Below are 22,036 nucleotides of genomic sequence, written 5' to 3'. Positions count from 1 at the left end.
GTTAAATAGACTTTTTCGGCGCCGGCGGCGCGGCGCTCGAACTACCGGCGCGCTTCGCGGACGTTGAAGTCGGCGTGGCTGCCCGTTTCGCTGCCGGCCGTTTGGCGGCCCCTGCGTCCGCATTCGGCGCGTCAGCCGCTTTCCCTGCCGACGCCGAAGCACTCGCCGCGCCCTCTGGCGAGCCCGTCGTCGAACCGTCTGCCGCACCTGCCTGCGTCGTCGCAAACTGGGCGATCTGATTGAACTGCGATTGCAGCAGATTCCACCAGGCAGAGGCGTCGAACGGCGGCGGCGCGGCGGCCGCGCCTTCGTCGGCTGCCGGCTCGGCGGCGGCCGATGAACTCGCGCTGCTCGAAGCCGAGGAAGTCTCCGAATGCGGCCAGCCGGCCGGCGCGGGACTCGCCGCAGCGCCGACCGGCTGCGCCATCGACGACTGCGCGAACGCGCCGAACGCTCGCAGCGTCGCGAGCGTGGCGCGCTGCACTTCGAGCGCCTGAATGGCGGACTGCAGCATATTCAGATTCAGCTTGAGCCACTGCTCGACCGCGCGCATATCGGTGATGCGTTTGTCGAGTTCTTCGACGTTGGTCAGCGGCGCCATCATGTCGGACATCATCGACAGCGACGGCCCGAGGCTGCTGCCAGGCTGCGCGCCCGAAAACGCCGAGTTGAACGGCGAGAGACGCATCATGCCCCACATGCGTTCGAGCATTTCAGCGGGCGGGAAACCGGGAAAGCCGGGAAAGGGCGGCGTGGTGCCAGGTGTATCGGTCATGCTTGTCGCCTCGCTGCATAAAGGGAAGGAAATAGCGCCGTCCCGCGCGCGTCTGATTCGATCATACCGCGCGAGACGCCACGAACCGCGCTTAGTTTGAGCTGGTTTAGGCCGCTGTTTGCGTTACTCGCGGGGGACCTCAAGGGCCGACCGGCGGGGCTTTACGCAACACGCGCCGGACCCCCGGTTTTCACGAGCGATCGCCGCCCGAGGCGTCACCGCCCGGCGCCTGCCGCCGCTGCCCGCTCCACGGGTCCGCGCCGCCGAAATCCGGCGCGCGCCGCTCGCGCAGCGAGCTCACCCCTTCGCGCACATCCGGTCCGGCGAAACCCATGAACTCCAGTGCCAGCGACGTATCGAACGCCGGCCCCGCCGAACGCAGCCAGTTGTTCAGCGCGTACTTGGTCCAACGAATCGCCGTTTGCGAACCGTTGGCCAGTTTCTGCGCGACTTCGAATGCTTTGGGCCGCAAATCGTTTTCGTCGACGGCAAGCGACACGAGGCCGATCCGCTCAGCCTCCTCGCCGCTCACCGGCTCGCACAGCAGCAGGTAATACTTGGCCTTCGCCATGCCGCACAGGAGCGGCCAGACGATGGCCGCGTGATCTCCCGCGGCCACGCCCAGACGCGTATGGCCGTCGATAATGCGTGCCGACTTCGTCGCGATCGAGATATCGGCGAGCAGTCCGGCCACCAGCCCCGCGCCGACGGCCGGGCCATGCATCGCTGAAACGATCGGTTTGCTGCAATTGATCACGTTGTAGACCAGATCGCGCGCCTCGCGCCACACGCGTGCGCGGACGTCGAAATCGGTCGCCATGTCTTCGACCAGTTGCAGATCGCCGCCTGCCGAAAAGCCCTTGCCCTCCCCGCGAATGATCGCGACACGCGTATCGGGATCCCGGTCGATATCGCGCCAGATTTCGGCGAGTTCGAAGTGCATCCGCGCGTTAGCGGTGGCAAGCCCGCTTTTGTTCGCGCCCTCGCCGCTCATCACGACTTCGAGCACACCGTGCGGGTGACGGTGCAATTGCAGCGACTGGTAGTGCGCATAAAACGCGTCGTTACGGTGTGGTGTCTGAGACATGGTGAGCCATCCGTCTATCGGTACGTCTGTTGAAACCGGCGCCCTCAGCTAAGGGCACATTCGCCATATTCCGCGCTGGCCCCGCGCAAACCCGGCAAAACTTTAATGCGGCTGGTAAACCCACTTCGCATTCTTGATTTCGACCATCACACGCGCCCGTTGATCGAGCCCGAGGTGATCCGTGGCGCTCATGTTGACCACGCCGTTGGTGTCCGCGAGACCACGCGTCGATTCCAGCGCGTCGCGCAACGCACGGCGAAATTCCGGCGTGCCGGGCGCGGCCACTTTAAGCGCGATCGGTATCGCGTTGCTGAGCAGCATGCCGGCGTCCCACGTGTACGAACCGAATGCCGATACACTGCCCGGTCCACGCAATGCCTCGAAGCGCGCAATGTAGTCGAGCGCGAGACGTTTGGCCGGATGGTCCACCGGCAATTGCGCGGCGACCAGCACCGGGCTCGCGGGCAGGAATGTGCCGTTGCAGTCGGCACCGCACACACGCAGGAAGTCGTTATTGCCGACTCCATGATTGTGATAGATCAGTCCTTTGTAGCCTCGCTCCCTGAGCGTCTTCGGCGGCAGCGCGGCGGGCGTGCCGGCCGCGCCGACCACCACCGCATCCGGATGGGTCGCGATAATCTTCAGGACCTGGCCGGTCACGCTCGGATCGGTGCGATTGAAGCGCTCGCTCGCCACCACATCGATGTGATGCAACTGTGCGAACTTTGCGACTTCGGTGTAGAAAGTTTCGCCGAGCGCGTCGGCCTGGCCGATGAACGCGATCGTTTTGACGCCGTGCGCGCTGGCGTGCTCGGCGATCGCCGATGCCATCATCGCGTCGGTCTGCGGAGTCTTGAATACCCAGTGGCGTTTCGCATCCACAGGTTCGATGATTTTCGCCGACGAGGCCAGCGAGATCATCGGTGTTTCACCGTCGGCAACCACGTCGATCATCGAGAGCGAATTCGGCGTGATCGATGAGCCGATGATGGCGTCGACGTGATTCTCGGAGATCAGCTTCTTGGTGTCCTGCACGGCCTGCGTGGTGTCGGACGCGTCGTCGAGCACGATGTATTCGACGCTCTGCCCGCCGATCTGTTTGGGCAGCAGCGTAGCGGTGTCGCGTGCGGGAATGCCGAGCGACGCAGCCGGCCCGGTCAGCGACAGCACGAGACCGATCTTCACCTGCGCGAGGGCGACGGCGGGTAGCGCGGCACACAGTGCGGCGGCAAGACGGGCAAGCCCGCGTCGCGCCGGTGTTGCCCGCAGGGTTGCGCGCACGCTCGATGCACCGGCGCGCTGGGTGGCTCGTTCAATGGATTCAAATCGCGGCATGCTGTCTCCTCACGTCGGTTTTTCGTTTTGATGTACTGCCGATGTGCTGCTTGTGCCCTGCTCACGTGCGGGTTTGCGTTCGGGTTCGCGTTGGCCCCGCGATCAGCGGACAATCGCTGCCCCAAGCCCGGCGCCGCGCCAGTCAGTGTAGCGGCGCGTTGTGGTGCCGGTATCGGGCGAAACCCTTTCGTAAACGACGAAGCGCGTGCGGACGCGGTCTTCATGCCGCGTACCGCACAACACCGGCAAGTCAGTCCAGCGGCGCGATACCCTGATCGATCGAGCCGAAAATCGACTTGCCCGCTTCATCGAACATCTCGATCTTCACGGTATCGCCGAACTTCATGAATTCGGTTTGCGGCGCGCCGTGCTCGATAGTCTCGAGGCAGCGCTTTTCGGCGATGCAGCAGTAGCCGCGCTTCGCGTCCTTGTTCGACACCGTGCCCGAACCGACAATCGCGCCGGCGCGCAGGTTGCGCGTTTTCGCCGCGTGCGAGATCAGTTGGCCGAAGTGGAACACCATGTCGGTGCCGGCGTCCGGCTGGCCGACTTTCCTGTTGTTCCAGTGGACGATCATGGGCCGGTGCACGCGCCCGTCGCGCCAGCTCTCGCCGAGTTCGTCGGGCGTCACCGCGACCGGTGCGAACGACGTGGCCGGCTTGCTCTGGAAAAAGCCGAAACCCTTCGCCAGCTCGGCGGGAATCAGATTGCGCAGCGAGACGTCGTTGACGAGCGTCACCAGCCGCACGCTCTTCAAGGCTTGGTCAGGGGTGGCGCCCATCGGCACGTCGGTGGTGATCACGGCGACTTCTGCTTCGAAGTCGATGCCGAATTCCTCGGATGCGCACAGCACATCGTCTTTCGGGCCGATAAAGTCGTCGCTGCCGCCCTGGTACATCAGCGGATCGGTCCAGAATTCCGGCGGCATTTCTGCGCCACGCGCGCGGCGCACCAGCTCAACATGGTTCACGTACGACGACCCGTCGGCCCACTGGAATGCTCGCGGCAACGGCGCCATGCATTCTTTGGCGTCGAACGGGAACGTGTTGCGCGCGCGGCCCTGGTTGAGCGAGTCGTACAGATCCTGCAATTGCGGCGCGTAGAACGCCCAGTCGTCGAGCACGCGCTGCATGGTGGGCGCGATCGCGTCGGCGATGGCCGCGGTGTGCAGGTCGCGGGACACGACGATCAGTTGACCGTCGCGCGTGCCGTCCTTCAGCGTGGCAAGTTTCATAGAGGCGTGAACCGTTAGTGACGATAGAAGGAATCTATTCTACGATGGTGAATCGGCTCGGCCCAAGCGCCGTTGCCCGGCGGCAGTTTGCGCCACGTGGCGGCACGGCTGCAGGGGCCGACCCGGCTTCTTTCTCACTTTCTTTAAAACGCGCTCCATGCGCCTCGCTCATGCCTCCAATTGCCCGCTCCGGCGCGATCCGTACCGACACCGGCGCCGCTGAACCGCAGGAACCGCTCGACGCACCCGAATCCGACGACGAAAGCGTCGAGACCGGCGAGGAAAAACTGCGCTCCGGCATCCAGTCGATCGAAGTCGGGTTCAGGTTGCTCGAGGTGCTGACCCACGAACCGCGTGCGATGATGCTGCGCGATCTGGCTCAGCGCGCCGGCATGAGTCCGGCGAAAGCGCACCGCTATCTGGTGAGCTTCCTGCGCCTTGGCGTCGTGGCACAGGATCCCCTGTCGGGCCGCTACGAACTGGGCGGCTTCGCCTTGCAACTGGGTCTCGCGCGGCTTGCCCGCGTCGACGGCGTGAAGCTTGCGCGCATTGCGCTTGCCGAACTGCGCGACCGGCTCGATCTAACGGTGGGCATCGCCGTATGGGGCAATCAGGGTCCGACGATGGTTCACTGGATGGAGTCGAGCCATCCGGCCAAAGCGTCGCTCAAGCTCGGTGACGTGATGCCGCTCCTCAGCTCAGCCACCGGCCTGCTGTTTGCCGCCTATCTGCCGTCGAGCAAGACCGCTGCGATGCTGGAGCGCGAACTGGCCGACTCGCGCCGCTCGTCGCACATGGGCGGACCGCGCACGCGGGAAGAAATGGAAAGGGTGCTGGCGGAAGTGCGGCAGCATGAAGCGGCGCGTGTGGAAGGCATGTTGCTGCCGACCATCCACGCGTTCTGCATGCCGGTGTTCGACTCGACCGGCGATCTGGCGCTGGGCCTGATCGCGCTCGGTCATGAAGGCGCATTCGATATCCGCTGGGGCGGCGAGATCGATACGGCGCTGCGTGAATGTGCGCAAAAGCTCTCGTACGAGCTCGGGTATAGTGCCGCGCCACGCTGACGCAATGATGCGTTGGGTTCAGGAACATCGTTCGCCAGTGGGCGGTCGAACCCGTTCGCTGTCCGATCGGCACCAGACCTGACGGCTTTCACCGTTGCCGCCAGGCCGGGGCCTTGGGTATGTTGCCCCGTCTATTCAGTTACTGTCCGCCCGTTCACATTCATTTGCCCATGTCCTCGCCTTCCGCCACCCACCGCTCTGATCGCACGCCGCCCGTCGGGCCGCGCGCCGGTTTGCGGGCGTGGCGATGGGTGGCGGTTCTGATAGTAGTGACCGTCCTTCATTGGATCGCGGCGCAGTGGGTCGAGCGCAACCGCGCGACGCTGAATCCATCGGACAACGCGCATGTCCCCGTGCAGGTTGCACTGCTGACACCCGAACGTATCGAGCGCAAACCCGCCGCCGAAGCGCCGCGAGCCGCAGCGCCGGTGCACAAGGCAGCAGCGGGCAAGCCGCGCGAACACGTGTTGACCGCGACGCAACCGGCAAAGCAGGCACCCACGGTCACGGCGGCATCGGATGCGGTAGCGAGTGCATCGGACGCAGCGAACATCCCTGACGCCAAAGCCAATGCGAATGCATCCGCCGCCGGCACGGCCAGTGCGCCCGCCGCCGCCAGCGCGCCTCAAGCTTCAGCCGGCGTGAAATTCTCCGTTCCACCTTCCGGGGAACTTCAGTACGACACGTTCTACAACGGCGTGCGCAACCAGCCCGGCACAATTCACTGGACCAGCAACGCACAGAGCTACGAGATGGTCGTCTCCGTGCCGTTGCCGTTCGTCGGCACGTTCGTGTATTCGAGCCATGGCCGCATCGACGCATTCGGCCTCGCACCGGACCAATACATCGAAAAGCGCGGCCGCCGCCCGGAAGACGTGTCCATCTTCAATCGTACCGACAAGAAGATCGTTTTCACGCGGACTCCAGCCTCGCTGCCGCTGCCCGACGGCGCGCAAGACCGTTTCAGCATGGTGATGCAACTCGCCGCTCTCGTGCGCGGCGACCCTGCCGCCTATAAGCCGGGCGTGACGCGGCAATTCTTCGTGGTCGATAACGACAGCGGCGAGAACTGGCCCGTCGAGACGATCGGCGACGAAACCATTCGCACGGCGCAGGGTTACCTCGAGACGCGCCACTTCAAGCGCTTGCCGCGCCACGATGGAGATCTGCGCCGCATCGACGTATGGCTCGCGCCGTCGCTCGGCTGGTTGCCCGCGCGAATCATGCAGACCGAGCCGAACGGCACGCAATTCGAACTGGTGTGGCGCGGCAAGCTCAATCTGGAGAGCGCAGGCAGTCCGCTCAATGGCAGCGGGGATACCGGCAATAACGGCAATACTTCGCCTGACAATTCGACAAGCCAGCCACCTTCCAGCGCACCGGCAGCGATGCCCGAAACCACCCCTTCTTCATCAGTCGATTCAAGCACGCCTGGCAACCTGCCCGAAAAGCCCTGAATCTGAATAGGGACTCGACCAGGCCCGTGACACTTTCGCGACAAGGCCGACTCGCGGCATGACATCCCTGGCGCGACATTGAGCCGCTGGCCGGCGCCCGGTTTTCAGGCAACGCGCGCCGAAGCGATCGAGCCGATCCGGGAGGCGCCGGCCCATACGTTGTCAGAAGACTACGCTATGGCATGCGAAGCCCTGCGCGATTTCGATCTACGCGGTAAGCTGGGAACACTACGTCGCCCGACTTTGGCCATGGGGGCCGCCACAACACGGGCACGCCACCTGCTGCCACGCAGGCAATAGCAGACGCCATCGAAGGCGCACAGTTCACATGCTCGAGGCCGTTCATCTTGCGCCCATCGAGCAATCTCACCGTTTTGCTGCACTGCTTGAAACGTTTCTTGGAAAGCCGGTCTAACCGGTAGGTTCGGAACATACAAGCGTCAATCCGGACCCACCCCTTGAATTCCACACCATAAGCTCCACCTATGGCGCAGGAACGGCCAGGAGCCAACGGAAATAAGGAGTGTCGCCATGCAAATGATCTACAACAGCCCCAATTATTGTGTCGTCGAGTTTCCGCCGCAGGAAGGTCCGCTGGCCATGAAGTCGGGTGGCTACGAGATCGTCGACAAGAACATGCAGCGCGAAATTTACATAGACGGTGCAATGGCGGCGAGTTTCCGCGAGCACGTGCAAAAACTGATCGAAGAGGAACCGTCGTTGGATGAAGTAGACGAATTCCTTGGGCAGTTCGACAGCCTGATGCATCAACCGGTGATTCTTCACTAACCGAAGGGTCTAGCGTAACGATTTGGCGACCTACATCGACCGCGCCAGCCGGCTCGCCCGGCGGCCTTTATAAGGCGGTCAGCAGAAGTAACGCGGCCCAGCAGGCTTTCACCTGACTGGGCCGTTTTGTTTTCCCCGTCGTTTCCACCGTCGTTTCTCCTGCCGTTTCCACCGTCGTTTCTCCTGTCGTTTCCACCGTAGTTTCCCCGGCCGTTTCCTCTGTTTGTTTCCGCTGCGGCCACAGCCTCGGCCACCGCTGCCGCGACACGCGCATCTGTCTGCCCGGCCCACGCCCGGCGGAACCGCCCCACTGCGGCTACAATGACAGGTTTCCTGAAAAAGCCGGCGCAAGCCCTCGTCCGCCATGAACCAGCCTGCTCAAACCGCCACGCCAGTCCGTTCCGACGCCGCCTACACGCGCGGCACGGCGCTGCCCGCGCTGCTCAAGTCGCGCATCCTGATTCTGGACGGCGCAATGGGCACGATGATCCAGCGCTACAAGCTCGACGAAGCCCGCTATCGCGGCGAGCGCTTCAAGGACTACGGGCGCGACATCAAGGGCAATAACGAGTTGCTGTCGATCACGCAACCGCAAATCATCGGCGAGATTCACGAGCAGTATCTCGCGGCGGGCGCGGACATCATCGAGACCAACACGTTCGGCGCCACCACGGTTGCGCAGGCCGACTACGGCATGGAAGACCTCGCCATCGAGATGAATCTCGAATCGGCGAAGCTGGCGCGCGCCGCCTGCAACAAGTATTCGACGCCCGACAAGCCGCGCTTCGTCGCCGGCGCGATCGGACCGACGCCGAAGACAGCGAGCATTTCCCCCGACGTGAACGATCCGGGCGCACGCAACGTGACGTTCGACGAACTGCGCGCGGCGTACTACCAGCAGGCGAAGGCCTTGCTCGACGGCGGCTGCGACCTGTTCCTCGTCGAAACGATCTTCGACACGCTCAACGCCAAGGCCGCGCTGTTCGCGCTGGACGAATTGTTCGAAGACACCGGCGAGCGTCTGCCGATCATGATCTCGGGCACCGTCACCGATGCATCGGGCCGGATTCTCTCGGGACAAACCGTCGAGGCTTTCTGGAACTCGCTGCGCCACGCCAAACCGCTCACCTTCGGTTTGAACTGCGCGCTGGGCGCGGCGCTGATGCGCCCGTACATCGCCGAACTGGCCAAGTTGTGCGACACCTATGTGTCGTGCTATCCGAACGCCGGTTTGCCGAATCCGATGAGCGATACCGGCTTCGACGAATTGCCGGCGGATACGTCGGGATTGCTGAAGGAGTTCGCGCAGGCAGGCCTCGTGAATATCGCCGGCGGCTGCTGCGGCACGACGCCGGAGCATATTGCGGCGATTGCCAAGGCGCTGGCTGAAGTGAAGCCGCGCCAATGGCCCACGCAATACCGCGACGCAGCCTGAGTCCGGCGGCTCGCTCCTGACCCGCCGCACTTTCGCTATCGAACCCGACGCACGTAATTGCACGCAACTGAGCGCAAGCAACTAAACGCACGCAACCGAACCGCACCTACGCCATGACCGATCACACCATGCGCCTTTCCGGCCTCGAGCCGTTCAACGTCACGTCCGGGACGCTCTTCATCAACGTCGGTGAACGCACCAATGTGACCGGCTCGAAGGCGTTCGCGCGAATGATCCTGAACGACCAGTTCGACGACGCGATCGCGGTCGCGCGGCAGCAGGTCGAAAACGGCGCGCAGATCATCGACGTCAACATGGACGAGGCCATGCTCGATTCGAAAGCGGCGATGGTCCGCTTCATGAATCTGATCGCCTCGGAACCGGACATCGCGCGCGTGCCGATCATGATCGACTCGTCGAAGTGGGACGTGATCGAAGCGGGCCTGAAGTGCGTGCAAGGCAAGGCAATCGTCAATTCGATCTCGCTGAAGGAAGGCGAAGAAGCGTTCCGTCATCACGCGAACCTGATCCGCCGCTACGGCGCAGCCGCGGTTGTGATGGCTTTCGACGAGCAAGGCCAGGCCGATACGTTCGAACGCAAGACGCAGATCTGCAAGCGCTCGTACGATTTCCTCGTGAACGAAGTCGGCTTCCCGCCGGAAGACATCATCTTCGATCCGAACATCTTCGCGATCGCAACCGGCATCGAAGAGCACAACAACTACGCGGTCGACTTCATCAACGCCACGCGCTGGATCAAGGAAAACCTGCCCTACGCGAAGATCAGCGGCGGCGTGTCGAACGTGTCGTTCTCGTTCCGCGGCAACGATCCGGTGCGCGAGGCGATCCACACCGTGTTCCTCTATCACGCGATTCAGGCGGGGATGGACATGGGCATCGTCAACGCGGGTCAGCTCGGCGTGTATGCCGATCTCGATCCCGAGTTGCGCGAGCGTGTTGAAGACGTCGTGCTGAACCGCCGTGAAGACGGCACCGATCGTTTGCTCGAAATCGCCGATAAGTTCAAGACCGGCGCCGCGAAGAAGGAAGAGAACCTCGAGTGGCGCAACCAGCCGGTCGAAAAGCGTCTGTCGCATGCGCTGGTGCACGGCATCACGAACTTCATCGTCGAAGATACCGAAGAAGTGCGCGCGCAGATCGCCGCAGCCGGCGGCCGCCCGATCAACGTGATCGAAGGCCCGCTGATGGACGGCATGAATATCGTCGGCGACCTGTTCGGCCAGGGCAAGATGTTCCTGCCGCAGGTGGTGAAGTCGGCGCGCGTGATGAAGCAGGCGGTCGCGCATCTGATCCCGTACATCGAAGAAGAAAAGAAGCTGATGGCCGAAGCCGGCGCCGACGTGCGCGCGAAGGGCAAGATCGTCATCGCCACGGTGAAGGGCGACGTGCACGACATCGGCAAGAACATCGTCTCGGTGGTGCTTCAGTGCAATAACTTCGAAGTGGTCAACATGGGCGTGATGGTGTCGTGCAACGACATTCTCGCCAAGGCGAAGGTCGAGGGCGCGGACATCATCGGCTTGTCCGGCCTGATTACGCCGAGCCTCGAAGAAATGGCCTACGTCGCCTCGGAAATGCAACGCGACGACTACTTCCGTGTGAAGAAGATCCCGCTGCTGATCGGTGGCGCGACCACCTCGCGCGTGCACACCGCCGTGAAGATCGCACCGCATTACGAAGGCCCGGTGGTGTACGTGCCGGATGCATCGCGCTCGGTTTCCGTGGCGTCGAGCCTGCTGTCCGATGAAGGCGCGGCGAAGTACGTCGACGAACTGAAAAGCGACTACGACCGTATCCGCGATCAGCACGCCAACAAGAAGGCGCTGCCCATGGTCACGCTCGCCGAAGCCCGCGCGAACAAGACGAAGATCGACTGGGCCGCCTACCAGCCGGTCAAGCCCAAGTTCGTCGGCCGCCGCGTGTTCAAGAACTTCGACCTGAACGAACTGGCGAACTATATCGACTGGGGTCCGTTCTTCCAGACCTGGGACCTGGCCGGCCCGTATCCGGCGATCCTGAACGACGAGATCGTGGGCGAATCGGCCCGCCGCGTGTTCTCGGACGGCAAGTCGATGCTCGCGCGCCTGATTCAGGGCCGCTGGCTGCAGGCCAACGGCGTGATCGCGCTGCTGCCCGCCAACACGGTGAACGACGACGACATCGAAATCTACACGGACGAATCGCGCTCGGAAGTGGCGCTCACGTGGCGCAACCTGCGCCAGCAAAGCGTGCGGCCGGTGGTCGACGGTGTGATGCGGCCAAACCGGTCGCTGGCCGACTTCATCGCGCCGAAGGATTCGGGCGTGGCCGACTATATCGGCATGTTCGCGGTCACGGCCGGCCTCGGCGTGGACGTGAAGGAAAAGCAGTTCGAAAAGGACCTCGACGACTACAGCGCGATCATGCTCAAGGCGCTCGCCGACCGCTTCGCCGAAGCCTTTGCCGAAGCGATGCATGCCCGTGTGCGCCGCGACCTGTGGGGCTACGCGAACGCCGAAACCCTCTCGAACGAGGACCTGATCGCCGAAAAATACCACGGCATCCGTCCGGCGCCAGGTTACCCGGCTTGCCCGGATCACCTCGTGAAGCGCGACATGTTCGACGTGCTGCAAGCCACAGAAATCGGCATGAGCGTGACCGAATCGCTGGCCATGCTGCCGGCGGCAAGCGTCTCCGGCTTCTACCTGGCGCACCCGGACAGCACCTATTTCTCGGTCGGCAAGATCGGCCAGGACCAGCTGGAAGACTACGCAAAACGCATGTCGTTGTCGAAAACCGACGCTGAACGGGCCTTGGCGCCTTTGCTGTAAGCCTTGCGGGGCGGGAAGCCACTATATCGGGCGCGCTAGGCTGAATATTTGCGGCAGTGTAATTTTCGGCTTTGTAGACTGAAACGGCATCAACCCGCCAGACGCGGCCAAAACGCGTCGGTTTATCAAATTGCAATCGTCAACGGAGAGAATCGTATGAAGAAGCTGACGCTGTTATTGACTGCTGTTTCGCTCGCCGCCAGCGCCTCGGTGGCGCTGGCTCAGCCTGCCGCCCCCGGCGCCGCGAGTTCGGTCAGTTCGTATTCGCCGCCCACTGTGAAGCACGTCAAGAAGCCCAAGAAGCAGAAAATGAAGAAGGGTGCGTCAGCACCGGCGGCCGCTCCGGCGGACGCCGCCAGCCAGTAAGCAGGTTCGGCAGACAAGCCGTTAAAGCCCTGAAAGACAAAGAGCCCGCGGATGCGGGCTCTTTTCATTGGCGCGTCGCGGTCTTCGCCGCCAGACGCAGCGAACGCCACAAACGGCGGACCGCCCAGGAATCAGATACCCCAGACGATATCCGCGTTTTCCTTCTGCGCGGCGCGCAGCATGTCGAGGAACGGATACGCGCGCTGGGCGAGTCCCGGCGGAATCTCGTGGTGCTCGTGGCCCTCTTCGCCTTCGTGAAAATGGCCGTCGTGCTCGGCACGCTCCTGCTTGTCGGTATTGATGGCCGATTCGAGTTTCGCAATCGCAGGGCCTGTTTCGTCGTGGGTAATGACACCACGCTCACCAAGGCGTTTCCCGACGATGCCGACGAGGTACTGGGCAAGATTCTCCAGCATCATCACGTCCGGACTGGCGCGACATTTGAAAGTAATCAGCATGACTGTTCCCTTTTTCGTTATGTTGGATTGACGCGCAAGCAGCTCGAAACCGGCCCTCGGCGCGCGTTACGTTGGCACGCCGGTCGGACATGGCGGCCACGGCCCTTGGTGGGCATCTCATTGAACATATTAGCACCTGCTAAAATCCCTCTGGACGGAAAAGCGCGCCGCCATGCGCCGCGCGCGGCATAGCGCAGGTGGCGTGGCTGGGCCGGCGCGGTACATCGCCGCTTTCCACGCTTCTGACGAATCGGCTGCGCCCGCCGCGCGGCCGCCGCTTCTTCCGCATCACCGGATTGCCTCACTGGACTCGCAACAAGCATGCTGCCTGCACATAAACAAACCCTCGAAACACTGCTCGCCGACACGGTGAAGCAGGTCGCTGAAGCAACCCAGGGCGCGAGCGAAGCCGCCTTCGTGTCGCCCACGATCACGCTGGAACGCCCCAAAGTCGCCGCGCACGGCGACGTCGCGTGCAATGTGGCGATGCAACTCGCCAAGCCCTTGCGCGCCAACCCGCGCCAGCTGGCGCAACAGATCGTCGACGCGCTGCTCGCGCAGCCGCAAGCCCGAGGGCTCGTGGAAGCCGCCGAAGTAGCCGGTCCCGGCTTCATCAACCTGCGCCTCGCGGCGGCCGCCAAGCAGGCGGTGATCGCCGCCGTGTTCGCTGAAAAAGACGCCTTCGGCCGTTCGCAGCGCGACGCCGGCAAGCATGTGCTGATCGAATTCGTGTCGGCCAACCCGACCGGCCCGCTGCACGTCGGGCACGGCCGCCAGGCCGCGCTCGGCGACGCGCTCTCGAACGTGCTGGCTAGCCAAGGCTGGGACGTGCACCGCGAGTTCTATTACAACGACGCCGGCGTGCAGATTCACACGCTCGCCGTGTCGACCCAGGCGCGTGCCCGCGGCATCGCCCCGGGCGACGAAGGCTGGCCCGCCTCGGCGTACAACGGCGAATACATCGCCGACATCGCCAAAGACTATCTGAGCGGCGCCACGGTTGCCGCGAGCGACGGCGAGCCAGTCACGGGCGCGGGCGACGTCGAAGACCTCGAAGCGATCCGCCGCTTTGCCGTGGCGTATCTGCGCCGCGAGCAGGACATGGACTTGCAGGCCTTCGGCGTGAAGTTCGACCAGTACTACCTGGAGTCGTCGCTGTACAAGGAAGGCCGGGTCGAAAAGACCGTCGAGGCGCTGATCGCCGCCGGCAAGACCTATGAACAGGAAGGCGCGCTGTGGCTGCGCACCACCGACGACGGCGACGACAAAGACCGCGTGATGCGCAAGACCGACGGCACCTACACGTACTTCGTGCCGGACGTCGCCTATCACGTCGCCAAGTGGGAACGCGGCTTCACCAAGGTCATCAACGTTCAGGGTTCGGACCACCACGGCACGATCGCGCGGGTGCGCGCCGGCCTGCAGGGTCTCGGCATCGGTATTCCGAAGGGCTACCCCGACTACATCCTGCACAAGATGGTTACGGTGATGCGCAACGGCGAAGAGGTGAAAATCTCCAAGCGCGCCGGCAGCTATGTGACGGTGCGCGACCTGATCGAATGGTCGGGCGGCGCGACGCCAGGCTCGGAAGCCGCCGTCGACCTGATCGACGAAGAGACGATTCGCCGCGGCCGCGACGCCGTGCGCTTCTTCCTGATTTCGCGTAAGGCGGATACGGAATTCGTGTTCGACATCGATCTCGCTTTGAAACAGAACGACGAAAATCCGGTGCATTACGTGCAGTATGCGCATGCGCGGATCTGCTCGGTCATCGCGGAATGCAAGGCGCGCTACAGCACGGACGAAAGCACGCTGTCCACGGTGGACGTGTCGCCGCTCACCAGCGAACGCGCCATGGCCTTGCTGAACAAGCTTGCCGAATTCCCGGACATGCTGGAGCACGCCGCCGACGAACTCGCGCCGCACGCGGTCGCATTCTATCTGCGCGACCTCGCCGGGGAATTCCACTCGTTCTACAATGACAGAGCCGAACGCGTGCTGGTCGACGACGCGGCCGAGCGCAATGCGCGCGTCGCGCTGCTTGCGGCCACGCGTCAAGTGTTGGCCAACGGTCTCGCGACGATCGGCGTCTCCGCTCCCGTCAAGATGTAAGTCCTCCGGCGCAACATGCATGCGGCCGTCGTTATAATCGGCGGCCGTTCCAGGATTCTTTTTGCAGGTGATTCATACGATGGCAAAACCACGCCGCACAACAAAGCAATCGCAATCGAAACAAACCGGGGGCACTTTTCTCGGCATCGTGCTGGGCCTGATCGTCGGTCTCGCGATCGCGGTAGTGGTGGCACTGTATATCACCCGTGCGCCTACGCCGTTCGTCTCGAAGGTCGCGCCGCCCGCGGCGCCTGACACCGGCGCGAGCCAGGCGCAGCAATACGACCCGAACCGTCCGCTGCAAGGCAAGACGCCGGGCCAGCCGGTGCCGCAAGCCGCACAGCCGGCGCCGCCGAATACCGCACCGGGTCAGACCAACTCGCAGACCCAGTCGGGCATGCTGGAAGAACCGCAGATCGTCGAAGTGCCGCCGTCGAACGGCAATGCAAACGGCACGGCAGTCGCACCGAAGCCCGCGCAGGATAACGGCACGGCCGCCGCACCGGTGAAAAAACCGCAAGGCGCGAGCACACCGGCCGCCACCGCGGCAGGTTCGGCGCCGAAGGGCACGTCGCCCGCCACGGCCGCCAACGCCAAGCCGGGTTCGGGCGCAGCGCCGGCGCCGGGCGACGCGAACACGGGTTACTTCCTGCAAGTCGGCGCCTACAAGACCTCGGCCGACGCCGAGCAGCAGCGTGCGCGCCTCGCCTTCCAGGGCTTCGAATCGAAGGTCACGCAGCGCGATGCGGGCGGCGTGACGTACTACCGCGTGCGTATCGGCCCGTTCTCGAAGTTCGAAGACATGAATTCGAGCCGTCAGCGTTTGTCCGACGCGGGCGTGGATACCGCAGTAATCCGCTTTACGAAACAATAAGCAACCGGTGATTTGCCGGAGCGCGCCGCCGCCGAACTATCGGCGTGCGGCGCGTGTCACAGGCACATCCGACAAGCACAACAGACGACTAAAACGTCTAACGCCGACATTGAAAACGGTGACGGGCATTTGCGTGGCGCCACCGCTTTACCGCCTACTTGGGTCATCACAACATGAAAAAACTGCTGAGCATTCTGTTCCTCTCGCTGGGCCTGGTTGCCGCCACGGCGCATGCATCGCCGAGCGCACCGGTGTCCGGCAAGGACTACACCGTGCTGCCCACGCCGCAACCTACAGACGTGCCGGCCGGCAAGATCGAAGTCACCGAATTCTTCTGGTACGGCTGCCCGCACTGCAATGAATTCAACCCGTACCTCGAAGCGTGGGTGAAGAAGCAGGGTCCGGACGTGGTCTTCAAGCGCGTGCCGGTCGCCTTCCGCGACGACTTCATTCCGCACTCGAAGATGTATCACGCGCTCGACGCGCTCGGCCTCGCCACGCAATTGACGCCGAAGGTTTTCAATGAAATCCACGTCAACAAGAACTACCTGCTGACGCCGGAAGACCAGACCAAATTCCTCGCGAAGAACGGCGTCGATCCGAAGAAGTACATGGACGCGTACAACTCGTTCTCGACGCAAAGCGCGTTGCAAAAAGACAAGAAGCTGCTCGACGACTACAAGATCGACGGTGTGCCGACGCTGGCCGTGCAGGGCAAGTATGAAACCGGCCCGGCTGCGACCAACAGCCTGCCCGGCACGATTCAGGTGCTGGACTACCTGGTCGCCCAGGTCCGCGCCAAGAAGATGTAAAGCCGAGGCGCCGGAATGAGTTCACCTCTGAAGGTTTTCATTACCGGCGCCTCCAGCGGCATCGGCCTCGCGCTCGCCGCCGAATATGCGCGGCGCGGCGCGATTCTCGGCCTCGTTGCCCGCCGCGGCGACGCCCTCGCCGCCTTCCAGCAGTCCCATCCGCAGAATTCCATCTCCGTCTATTCCGTCGACGTCCGCGACGCCGAGGCGCTCGCCGAAGCAGCCGCGCAGTTCATCGCCCAATACGGTTTGCCGGACATCGTGATCGCCAATGCCGGTATCAGCCGCGGCGCGGTCACCGGGCACGGCGATCTGCGCACGTTCCGCGAAGTGATGGACATCAATTACTTCGGCATGGTCGCCACCTTCGAACCGTTTGCCGCCGCCATGGTCGCGGCGAAGCAAGGCACGCTGGTCGGAATCGCCAGCGTCGCCGGCGTGCGTGGTTTGCCGGGGTCGGGCGCGTATAGCGCGTCGAAGTCAGCCGCGCTCAAGTATCTGGAAGCGCTGCGCGTCGAGATGCGGCCGCTGGGCGTCGGCGTGGTCACCATCGCGCCTGGCTATATCCGCACGCCGATGACCGAGCACAACCCGTACAGCATGCCGTTCCTGATGGACGCCGACCGCTTCGCGGTGAAGGTTGCCGGGGCGATCGAACGGCAGACGGCCTTCGCCGTGTTCCCGTGGCAGATGCGCATCGCGGCGATGCTGCTGCATGTGCTGCCGCGCTGGCTCTACGACCGCGCCTTCGAACGCGCGCCGCGCAAGCCCCGCGCCGTTGTCGAATAAATCATGCAGCCGCGTGCGGTCGATGCAGCCGGCGTCGCGCACGAAATGGCGGACGTCCATACCCGCATCGTCTCGCTGGTGCCAAGCATCACCGAATTGCTGTTCGCGCTTGGGCTCGACAGGCAGATCGTCGGACGCACCGGTTTTTGCGTGCATCCCCACGACAAGGTGCGGCAGGTGCGCAAGGTCGGCGGCACCAAGGCTGTCAATATCGACACGATTCGTGCATTACGGCCCACGCATCTGATCGTCAATATCGACGAAAACGACCGCGATACCGTCGAGCAATTGCGCGCGTTCGTGCCGCATATCGTCGTCACCCATCCGCAGACGCCGCAAGACAATCTCTCGCTGTATTCCCTGTTAGGCGCGATCTTCGACCGCGCGCAAGAAGCGCAGCGCTTGAGCGAAGCGCTCGAAATACGTCTGCATGAGGCCGCCGCGCAGGTGTTTCCCAAACAAAACGTGCTGTATCTGATCTGGCGCGAACCATGGATGACCGTCGCGCGCGACACCTATATCTCCGCGATGCTGAAGCTCGTGAACTGGCAGACGCTGCCTGACGTAGAAGGCGGAACGGCGGGCGCGGCACGCTACCCCACGCTCGACTTCGACCACGCACCGTGGCTGGTGGACGTCGATCGCATCTTGCTCTCAAGCGAGCCCTATCGCTTCACTCAGGCACATTGCGACGCGCTGAAACGCAATCCGCGTCTGGCGGGCAAACGCGTTGAGCTGATCGACGGAGAGCTAGTGTCGTGGTACGGCGTGCGCGCTATCGAAGGCATCGGATATCTGCTGCAGCGCGCGGCAGCGCCGTGAGCGCAGGCGCCTGGTGCAGCCACCCGGCGCTCGCACTGAACCGGGCCGCCGCATTCCAGCAAACGGGCTCCATATGGATATGCGGATTAAATTGTTGTCGCCACAACCACCCTTCGATAAGCTTTCGCGAAGGCGAGGACGTGCAAGGACGCGCGTATAGCGCAACATCCAGACCATGCGCCAGCGCCGGAAACGTATCACAATAAAGATGACGGTCACGCTGCCCCCGGATATCGGGCGGCCAGTTCTCCGTCCTTCGTCAACGGAATACAACCACACAACCAGACGCACTGCCTGACTGCGCTTGTTATGGGAGATCCTATGCGCTTCAAACTGCTCGCAGCCGCCGTACTGTTCACGGCGCCCGCGCTCGTGCTCGCCAAACCGCTGACCGTCTGTACCGAGTCGAGCCCCGACGGCTTCGATGTCGTGCAGTTCAATTCGCTCGTCACGACCAATGCATCGGCCGACGTGATCTTCAATTCGCTGGTCTCGTACGACGAGGCCGCCAAAAAAGTCGTTCCCGCGCTGGCCGACAAGTGGGACGTGAGCGCCGACGGCCTCACCTACACGTTCCATCTGCGCCCGAACGTGCAATTCCAGACCACCGACTACTTCAAGCCCACCCGGCCGCTTACTGCCGACGACGTCGTCTTCACGTTCGATCGCATGCTCAACGACAGCAATCCGTGGCACAAGGTGGCGGGCGCAAGCGGCTTCCCGCACGCGCAGTCGATGGGCTTGCCGAAGCTCATCAAGTCGATCAGCAAGGTCGACGACAACACCGTCAAGTTCGAACTGAACGCGCCGGACGCGACCTTCGTGTCGATCCTGACAATGGGTTTCGCCTCGATCTATTCGGCTGAATACGCCGACCAGTTGCTCAAGGCCGGCAAGCAGGTCGACCTGAACGCGAAACCGATCGGCACCGGTCCGTTCGAATTGAAGAGCTATACGAAAGACGCGGTAATCCGCTACGACGTGAACCCGACGTACTGGGGCGCGAAGCCGAAGATCGACCGCCTGATCTACGCGATCACCCCGGACGCCACGGTGCGCGCGCAAAAGGTGAAGGCCGGCGAATGCCAGATCGCGCTATCGCCGAAGCCGCAGGATCTCGCCGAAGCGAAGGGCGACAAGTCGCTCGCCATCGTGCAGACGCCCGCGTTCATGACCGCGTTCGTCGCCCTGAATACGCAGAAGAAGCCGCTCGATAACCAGAAGGTGCGCGCCGCGCTGAACATGGCGTTCGACCGCACCACGTATTTGAAGGCGATCTTCGACAACACCGCGACGCCGGCCGTCAATCCGTATCCGCCGAACACGTGGAGCTACGACAAGGCCGTCAAGGCATGGCCGTACGATCCGACAAAGGCGAAGAAGCTGCTCGCGGAAGCGGGCTATCCGAACGGCTTCGAAACGACGATCTGGGTGCGCCCGAACGGCAGCGTGCTGAATCCGAATCCGAAGGCCGGCGCCGAATTGCTGCAAGCCGACTTCGCCAAGATCGGCGTGAAGGCGGAGGTGAAGGTGATCGAATGGGGCGAGCTGATCAAGCAGGCCAAACAGGGCCAGCATGACACGCTGTTCATGGGCTGGGCCGGCGACAACGGCGATCCGGACAACTATCTGTCGCCGCTCTTCAGTTGCAACGCGGTGAAGTCGGGGATCAACTTTGCGCGCTTCTGCGATCAGGATCTGGACAAGCTGATCGCCGACGGCAAAGCGACGCCCGACCAGGCCAAACGTGCGAAAGCATATGAGCAGGCGCAGCAGATCATTCACGATCAGGCGCTGTGGATTCCGCTGGGTTACCCGACCGCAGCGGCCATCACGCGTACCAACGTGAGCGGCTATCACGTGAGTCCGTTCGGACGGCAGAACTTTGGGACGGTGGCAGTGCAGTAAGTTTCCGCCACGCCGCTTGAACGTTTGAACGTTTGAGCGCCTGAAGAAAAAGCCCGGTTGCGAAAAGCAATCGGGCTTTTTTTATCGACGCATCAACCTGTCGGCGCGATCAGGCCGAAAACCGGATCACCCCATCCGTATCCTGCGTGCGCTTCAACTCACCTGCGAGCCACAGCAGATGCAAGTGCGCCAGCGCCTCGCCCATCGCGAACGTCATCTGATGGATGTCGAGTTGGCGCTTGAACATAAGCGGCACGATATCCGCAGCGCTTTGCGGCTTCTCCGCACAGGCCTCGCGCACTTCCGCCAGACGCGCGTCATGATGCTCGCGCAGTTGCCTGATGCGCGTATGCACGCCGCGAAACGGCTTGCCGTGCGACGGCAGCACGAGCGTGTCTTCAGGCATCGTCTCGTAGCGGCCGAGCGATTCCAGATATAGCGCGAGCGGTGTGCCTTCCGGTTCCATGCCGAACACCGAGACGTTGGTCGAAATGCGCGGCAGCACCATGTCGCCCGAGATCAACGTGCCCGTCTCTTCGCAATGCAGCGCGCAGTGTTCCGGCGAATGGCCGAAACCGGTCACCACGCGCCACGTCCTGCCGCCGATCTTCACGCCATCAGCTTCGCGCAGGCGGCGGTACTGATCGGGAATCGCCGGCACGAGGCTCGCGTAATAGCTCGTGCGATTGCGCAGCTTGTCGAGCGACGCCTCATCGTTCAAACCATGACGCGCGAAATGTCGTGCCGCGCCCTCGCCGCCCGCATTCGAGCCGTCGCCGGCCGCCATCACGCGGGCCTGCATATATTCGCCTAGCGTCATCCACAAGCGCACGTCCCAGCGCTTTTTGTCGCCGCCAGTGCAGATCCAGTGCGCGAGGCCGATGTGGTCCGGATGGCAATGCGTGACGATCACGCGCAACACCGGCAAACCGTCGAGCACGGAGTCAAACACTTTCTCCCAGTTCGCCTTGATCGTGTCCGAGGCAATGCCGCAGTCGACCACCGTCCAGCCTTTCTGGCCGTCGATTTCATCGCGCAGCAGCCACAGGTTGATATGGTCGAGTGCGAACGGCAGCGGCATGCGCAGCCAGAACACGCCGGGCGCGACTTCCATCGTCTGGCCCGTTTCGGGCAAGGTGTCGTTGAACGGGTAGTCGAGTTGATGTTCGAGTGCATTCATTGTGGTTGTCTTCCTCCGTCGGCCGTCCGGCATGGCGAGGTATGCGATGCCGCACGGCGTGGTTGCGGCCCGGCCGGGACATGCCGGTGCCGTATTGCGCCGTAGTTGCGTTTCGATCAAGTTGACGATAACGTAAACGTCGATTCTATCGTTCAATCCGATTTTCTGCCCGGCTACGGGATGCCCCGATGAACACGCAATACACGATCACCGAGCTCGCGCGGGAATTCGACGTCACGCCGCGGGCGATCCGCTTCTACGAAGACCAGGGTTTACTCTCACCCAGCCGAGAGGGTTCGAGCGGCTTGCGGCGCGTCTATTCGGGCCGCGACCGAACCCGCCTGAAGCTCACGCTGCGTGGCAAGCGGCTCGGCTTCACGCTGTCGGAAATCCGCGATCTGCTCGATGTCTACGAGTCGCCGACCGACACCGTGCCGCAATTGCATGCCTTCCTTGCCACGGTGGCGCGCCATCGCGAGGTGCTCGAGCGCCAACTGGAAGACCTGAACGCAACGCTCGAAGACCTCGCGCAATACGAAACCCAGGCGCGCGCACTGCTGGAAGGCGGCGTACGCGAGACCAAGTCCGCCTGAGCGGCGCTCGGGCAAATATTTTTTGCAGAAAGTTGTGCCGACAAGACATGCCAAACTGAGGCATTGAGCGGAGATAGTCTGAAAGTCGGCTAACGCCTGGCAACTTCCAGGA

Annotated in this window: 19 protein-coding genes; 13 read left to right on the top strand and 6 right to left on the bottom strand. The window is 63.1% G+C overall.

The genetic code is table 11. The features are described from left to right. Position 1 precedes the first annotated feature (1 nt). From ACOSV0_RS01425 to ACOSV0_RS01410, 4 genes are all read right to left on the bottom strand, one after another. Positions 2–775, bottom strand: a complete 774-nt coding sequence (locus ACOSV0_RS01425; RefSeq protein WP_434108248.1) for a PhaM family polyhydroxyalkanoate granule multifunctional regulatory protein — start codon at positions 773–775, stop codon at positions 2–4. Positions 776–965: 190 nt separating this feature from the next. Then, positions 966–1,862: an enoyl-CoA hydratase/isomerase family protein gene (locus ACOSV0_RS01420; protein ID WP_434108247.1), complete on the bottom strand. Its 897-nt coding sequence runs from the start codon at positions 1,860–1,862 to the stop codon at positions 966–968. 102 nt (positions 1,863–1,964) lie between these two features. After that, a complete protein-coding gene (locus ACOSV0_RS01415; RefSeq protein WP_434108246.1) occupies positions 1,965–3,197 on the bottom strand; it encodes an ABC transporter substrate-binding protein in 1,233 nt (410 codons plus the stop codon). A 250-nt stretch (positions 3,198–3,447) separates the two neighbouring features. Continuing rightward, positions 3,448–4,431 (bottom strand): fumarylacetoacetate hydrolase family protein, encoded by a 984-nt coding sequence (locus ACOSV0_RS01410; RefSeq protein WP_434108245.1) that lies wholly within the window; start codon positions 4,429–4,431, stop codon positions 3,448–3,450. Positions 4,432–4,448: 17 nt separating this feature from the next. Here ACOSV0_RS01410 and ACOSV0_RS01405 point away from each other — a divergent pair, with 17 nt between their 5' ends. The 6 genes from ACOSV0_RS01405 (at position 4,449) to ACOSV0_RS01380 (ending at position 12,376) form a co-directional block, all read left to right on the top strand. After that, on the top strand, positions 4,449–5,498 hold the full coding sequence (locus ACOSV0_RS01405) for an IclR family transcriptional regulator (protein ID WP_434108244.1): 1,050 nt from the start codon (positions 4,449–4,451) through the stop codon (positions 5,496–5,498). Positions 5,499–5,668: 170 nt separating this feature from the next. Continuing rightward, on the top strand, positions 5,669–6,955 hold the full coding sequence (locus tag ACOSV0_RS01400) for a DUF3108 domain-containing protein (RefSeq protein WP_434108243.1): 1,287 nt from the start codon (positions 5,669–5,671) through the stop codon (positions 6,953–6,955). A 531-nt stretch (positions 6,956–7,486) separates the two neighbouring features. Then, the gene (locus tag ACOSV0_RS01395) at positions 7,487–7,744 is read left to right on the top strand and encodes a BTH_I0359 family protein (RefSeq protein ID WP_120344435.1); all 258 of its coding nucleotides are present in this window, start codon (positions 7,487–7,489) and stop codon (positions 7,742–7,744) included. 364 nt (positions 7,745–8,108) lie between these two features. Continuing rightward, on the top strand, positions 8,109–9,179 hold the full coding sequence (locus tag ACOSV0_RS01390) for a homocysteine S-methyltransferase family protein (protein WP_434108241.1): 1,071 nt from the start codon (positions 8,109–8,111) through the stop codon (positions 9,177–9,179). A gap of 113 nt (positions 9,180–9,292) precedes the next feature. Beyond that, entirely contained in the window at positions 9,293–12,010 is a 2,718-nt protein-coding gene (metH, locus tag ACOSV0_RS01385) for a methionine synthase (protein ID WP_434108240.1), read from the top strand. 156 nt (positions 12,011–12,166) lie between these two features. After that, positions 12,167–12,376, top strand: coding sequence for an acid-shock protein (locus tag ACOSV0_RS01380; protein ID WP_434108239.1), 210 nt, complete (start codon positions 12,167–12,169; stop codon positions 12,374–12,376). A gap of 131 nt (positions 12,377–12,507) precedes the next feature. Here ACOSV0_RS01380 and ACOSV0_RS01375 read toward each other — a convergent pair whose 3' ends face one another. Then, positions 12,508–12,834, bottom strand: a complete 327-nt coding sequence (locus tag ACOSV0_RS01375) for a DUF1840 domain-containing protein (RefSeq protein WP_434108237.1) — start codon at positions 12,832–12,834, stop codon at positions 12,508–12,510. Between the two features lie 321 nt (positions 12,835–13,155). Here ACOSV0_RS01375 and argS point away from each other — a divergent pair, with 321 nt between their 5' ends. The 6 genes from argS (at position 13,156) to ACOSV0_RS01345 (ending at position 20,151) form a co-directional block, all read left to right on the top strand. After that, complete coding sequence (gene argS / locus ACOSV0_RS01370; protein WP_434108236.1) at positions 13,156–14,946, top strand: arginine--tRNA ligase; 1,791 nt, start codon at positions 13,156–13,158, stop codon at positions 14,944–14,946. Positions 14,947–15,007: 61 nt separating this feature from the next. Then, positions 15,008–15,820 (top strand): SPOR domain-containing protein, encoded by an 813-nt coding sequence (locus ACOSV0_RS01365; protein WP_434108235.1) that lies wholly within the window; start codon positions 15,008–15,010, stop codon positions 15,818–15,820. Positions 15,821–15,993: 173 nt separating this feature from the next. After that, complete coding sequence (locus ACOSV0_RS01360) at positions 15,994–16,632, top strand: thiol:disulfide interchange protein DsbA/DsbL (RefSeq protein WP_434108234.1); 639 nt, start codon at positions 15,994–15,996, stop codon at positions 16,630–16,632. Between the two features lie 15 nt (positions 16,633–16,647). Continuing rightward, entirely contained in the window at positions 16,648–17,421 is a 774-nt protein-coding gene (locus ACOSV0_RS01355; protein WP_434108233.1) for an SDR family oxidoreductase, read from the top strand. A 3-nt stretch (positions 17,422–17,424) separates the two neighbouring features. After that, complete coding sequence (locus ACOSV0_RS01350) at positions 17,425–18,243, top strand: cobalamin-binding protein (protein WP_434108231.1); 819 nt, start codon at positions 17,425–17,427, stop codon at positions 18,241–18,243. A 321-nt stretch (positions 18,244–18,564) separates the two neighbouring features. Beyond that, entirely contained in the window at positions 18,565–20,151 is a 1,587-nt protein-coding gene (locus ACOSV0_RS01345) for an ABC transporter substrate-binding protein (protein WP_434108230.1), read from the top strand. Between the two features lie 109 nt (positions 20,152–20,260). On the opposite strand, the gene ACOSV0_RS01340 is transcribed toward ACOSV0_RS01345, so the two are convergent. Further along, a complete protein-coding gene (locus tag ACOSV0_RS01340; protein ID WP_434108229.1) occupies positions 20,261–21,331 on the bottom strand; it encodes an MBL fold metallo-hydrolase in 1,071 nt (356 codons plus the stop codon). A gap of 188 nt (positions 21,332–21,519) precedes the next feature. Between ACOSV0_RS01340 and ACOSV0_RS01335 the strand changes: the two genes are divergently transcribed. Next, a complete protein-coding gene (locus ACOSV0_RS01335; protein WP_434108228.1) occupies positions 21,520–21,924 on the top strand; it encodes a MerR family transcriptional regulator in 405 nt (134 codons plus the stop codon). Positions 21,925–22,036 lie beyond the last annotated feature (112 nt).

It is taken from the genome of Paraburkholderia caffeinilytica (assembly GCF_051027425.1).
In the GTDB taxonomy this organism is placed as follows: Bacteria; Pseudomonadota; Gammaproteobacteria; order Burkholderiales; family Burkholderiaceae; genus Paraburkholderia; species Paraburkholderia caffeinilytica_A.
The sequence above is the reverse complement of the archived record's forward strand: the minus strand, read 5'-3'. Positions and strand labels throughout refer to the sequence as shown.

Coding starts and splice junctions, on each gene's coding strand:
- ACOSV0_RS01425 (WP_434108248.1), bottom strand. CDS start 775: ATGACCGATACACCTGGCACCACGCCGCCCTTTCCCGGCTTTCCCGGT.
- ACOSV0_RS01420 (WP_434108247.1), bottom strand. CDS start 1,862: ATGTCTCAGACACCACACCGTAACGACGCGTTTTATGCGCACTACCAG.
- ACOSV0_RS01415 (WP_434108246.1), bottom strand. CDS start 3,197: ATGCCGCGATTTGAATCCATTGAACGAGCCACCCAGCGCGCCGGTGCA.
- ACOSV0_RS01410 (WP_434108245.1), bottom strand. CDS start 4,431: ATGAAACTTGCCACGCTGAAGGACGGCACGCGCGACGGTCAACTGATC.
- ACOSV0_RS01400 (WP_434108243.1), top strand. CDS start 5,669: ATGTCCTCGCCTTCCGCCACCCACCGCTCTGATCGCACGCCGCCCGTC.
- ACOSV0_RS01395 (WP_120344435.1), top strand. CDS start 7,487: ATGCAAATGATCTACAACAGCCCCAATTATTGTGTCGTCGAGTTTCCG.
- ACOSV0_RS01390 (WP_434108241.1), top strand. CDS start 8,109: ATGAACCAGCCTGCTCAAACCGCCACGCCAGTCCGTTCCGACGCCGCC.
- metH (WP_434108240.1), top strand. CDS start 9,293: ATGACCGATCACACCATGCGCCTTTCCGGCCTCGAGCCGTTCAACGTC.
- ACOSV0_RS01380 (WP_434108239.1), top strand. CDS start 12,167: ATGAAGAAGCTGACGCTGTTATTGACTGCTGTTTCGCTCGCCGCCAGC.
- ACOSV0_RS01375 (WP_434108237.1), bottom strand. CDS start 12,834: ATGCTGATTACTTTCAAATGTCGCGCCAGTCCGGACGTGATGATGCTG.
- argS (WP_434108236.1), top strand. CDS start 13,156: ATGCTGCCTGCACATAAACAAACCCTCGAAACACTGCTCGCCGACACG.
- ACOSV0_RS01360 (WP_434108234.1), top strand. CDS start 15,994: ATGAAAAAACTGCTGAGCATTCTGTTCCTCTCGCTGGGCCTGGTTGCC.
- ACOSV0_RS01355 (WP_434108233.1), top strand. CDS start 16,648: ATGAGTTCACCTCTGAAGGTTTTCATTACCGGCGCCTCCAGCGGCATC.
- ACOSV0_RS01350 (WP_434108231.1), top strand. CDS start 17,425: ATGCAGCCGCGTGCGGTCGATGCAGCCGGCGTCGCGCACGAAATGGCG.
- ACOSV0_RS01345 (WP_434108230.1), top strand. CDS start 18,565: ATGCGCTTCAAACTGCTCGCAGCCGCCGTACTGTTCACGGCGCCCGCG.
- ACOSV0_RS01340 (WP_434108229.1), bottom strand. CDS start 21,331: ATGAATGCACTCGAACATCAACTCGACTACCCGTTCAACGACACCTTG.
- ACOSV0_RS01335 (WP_434108228.1), top strand. CDS start 21,520: ATGAACACGCAATACACGATCACCGAGCTCGCGCGGGAATTCGACGTC.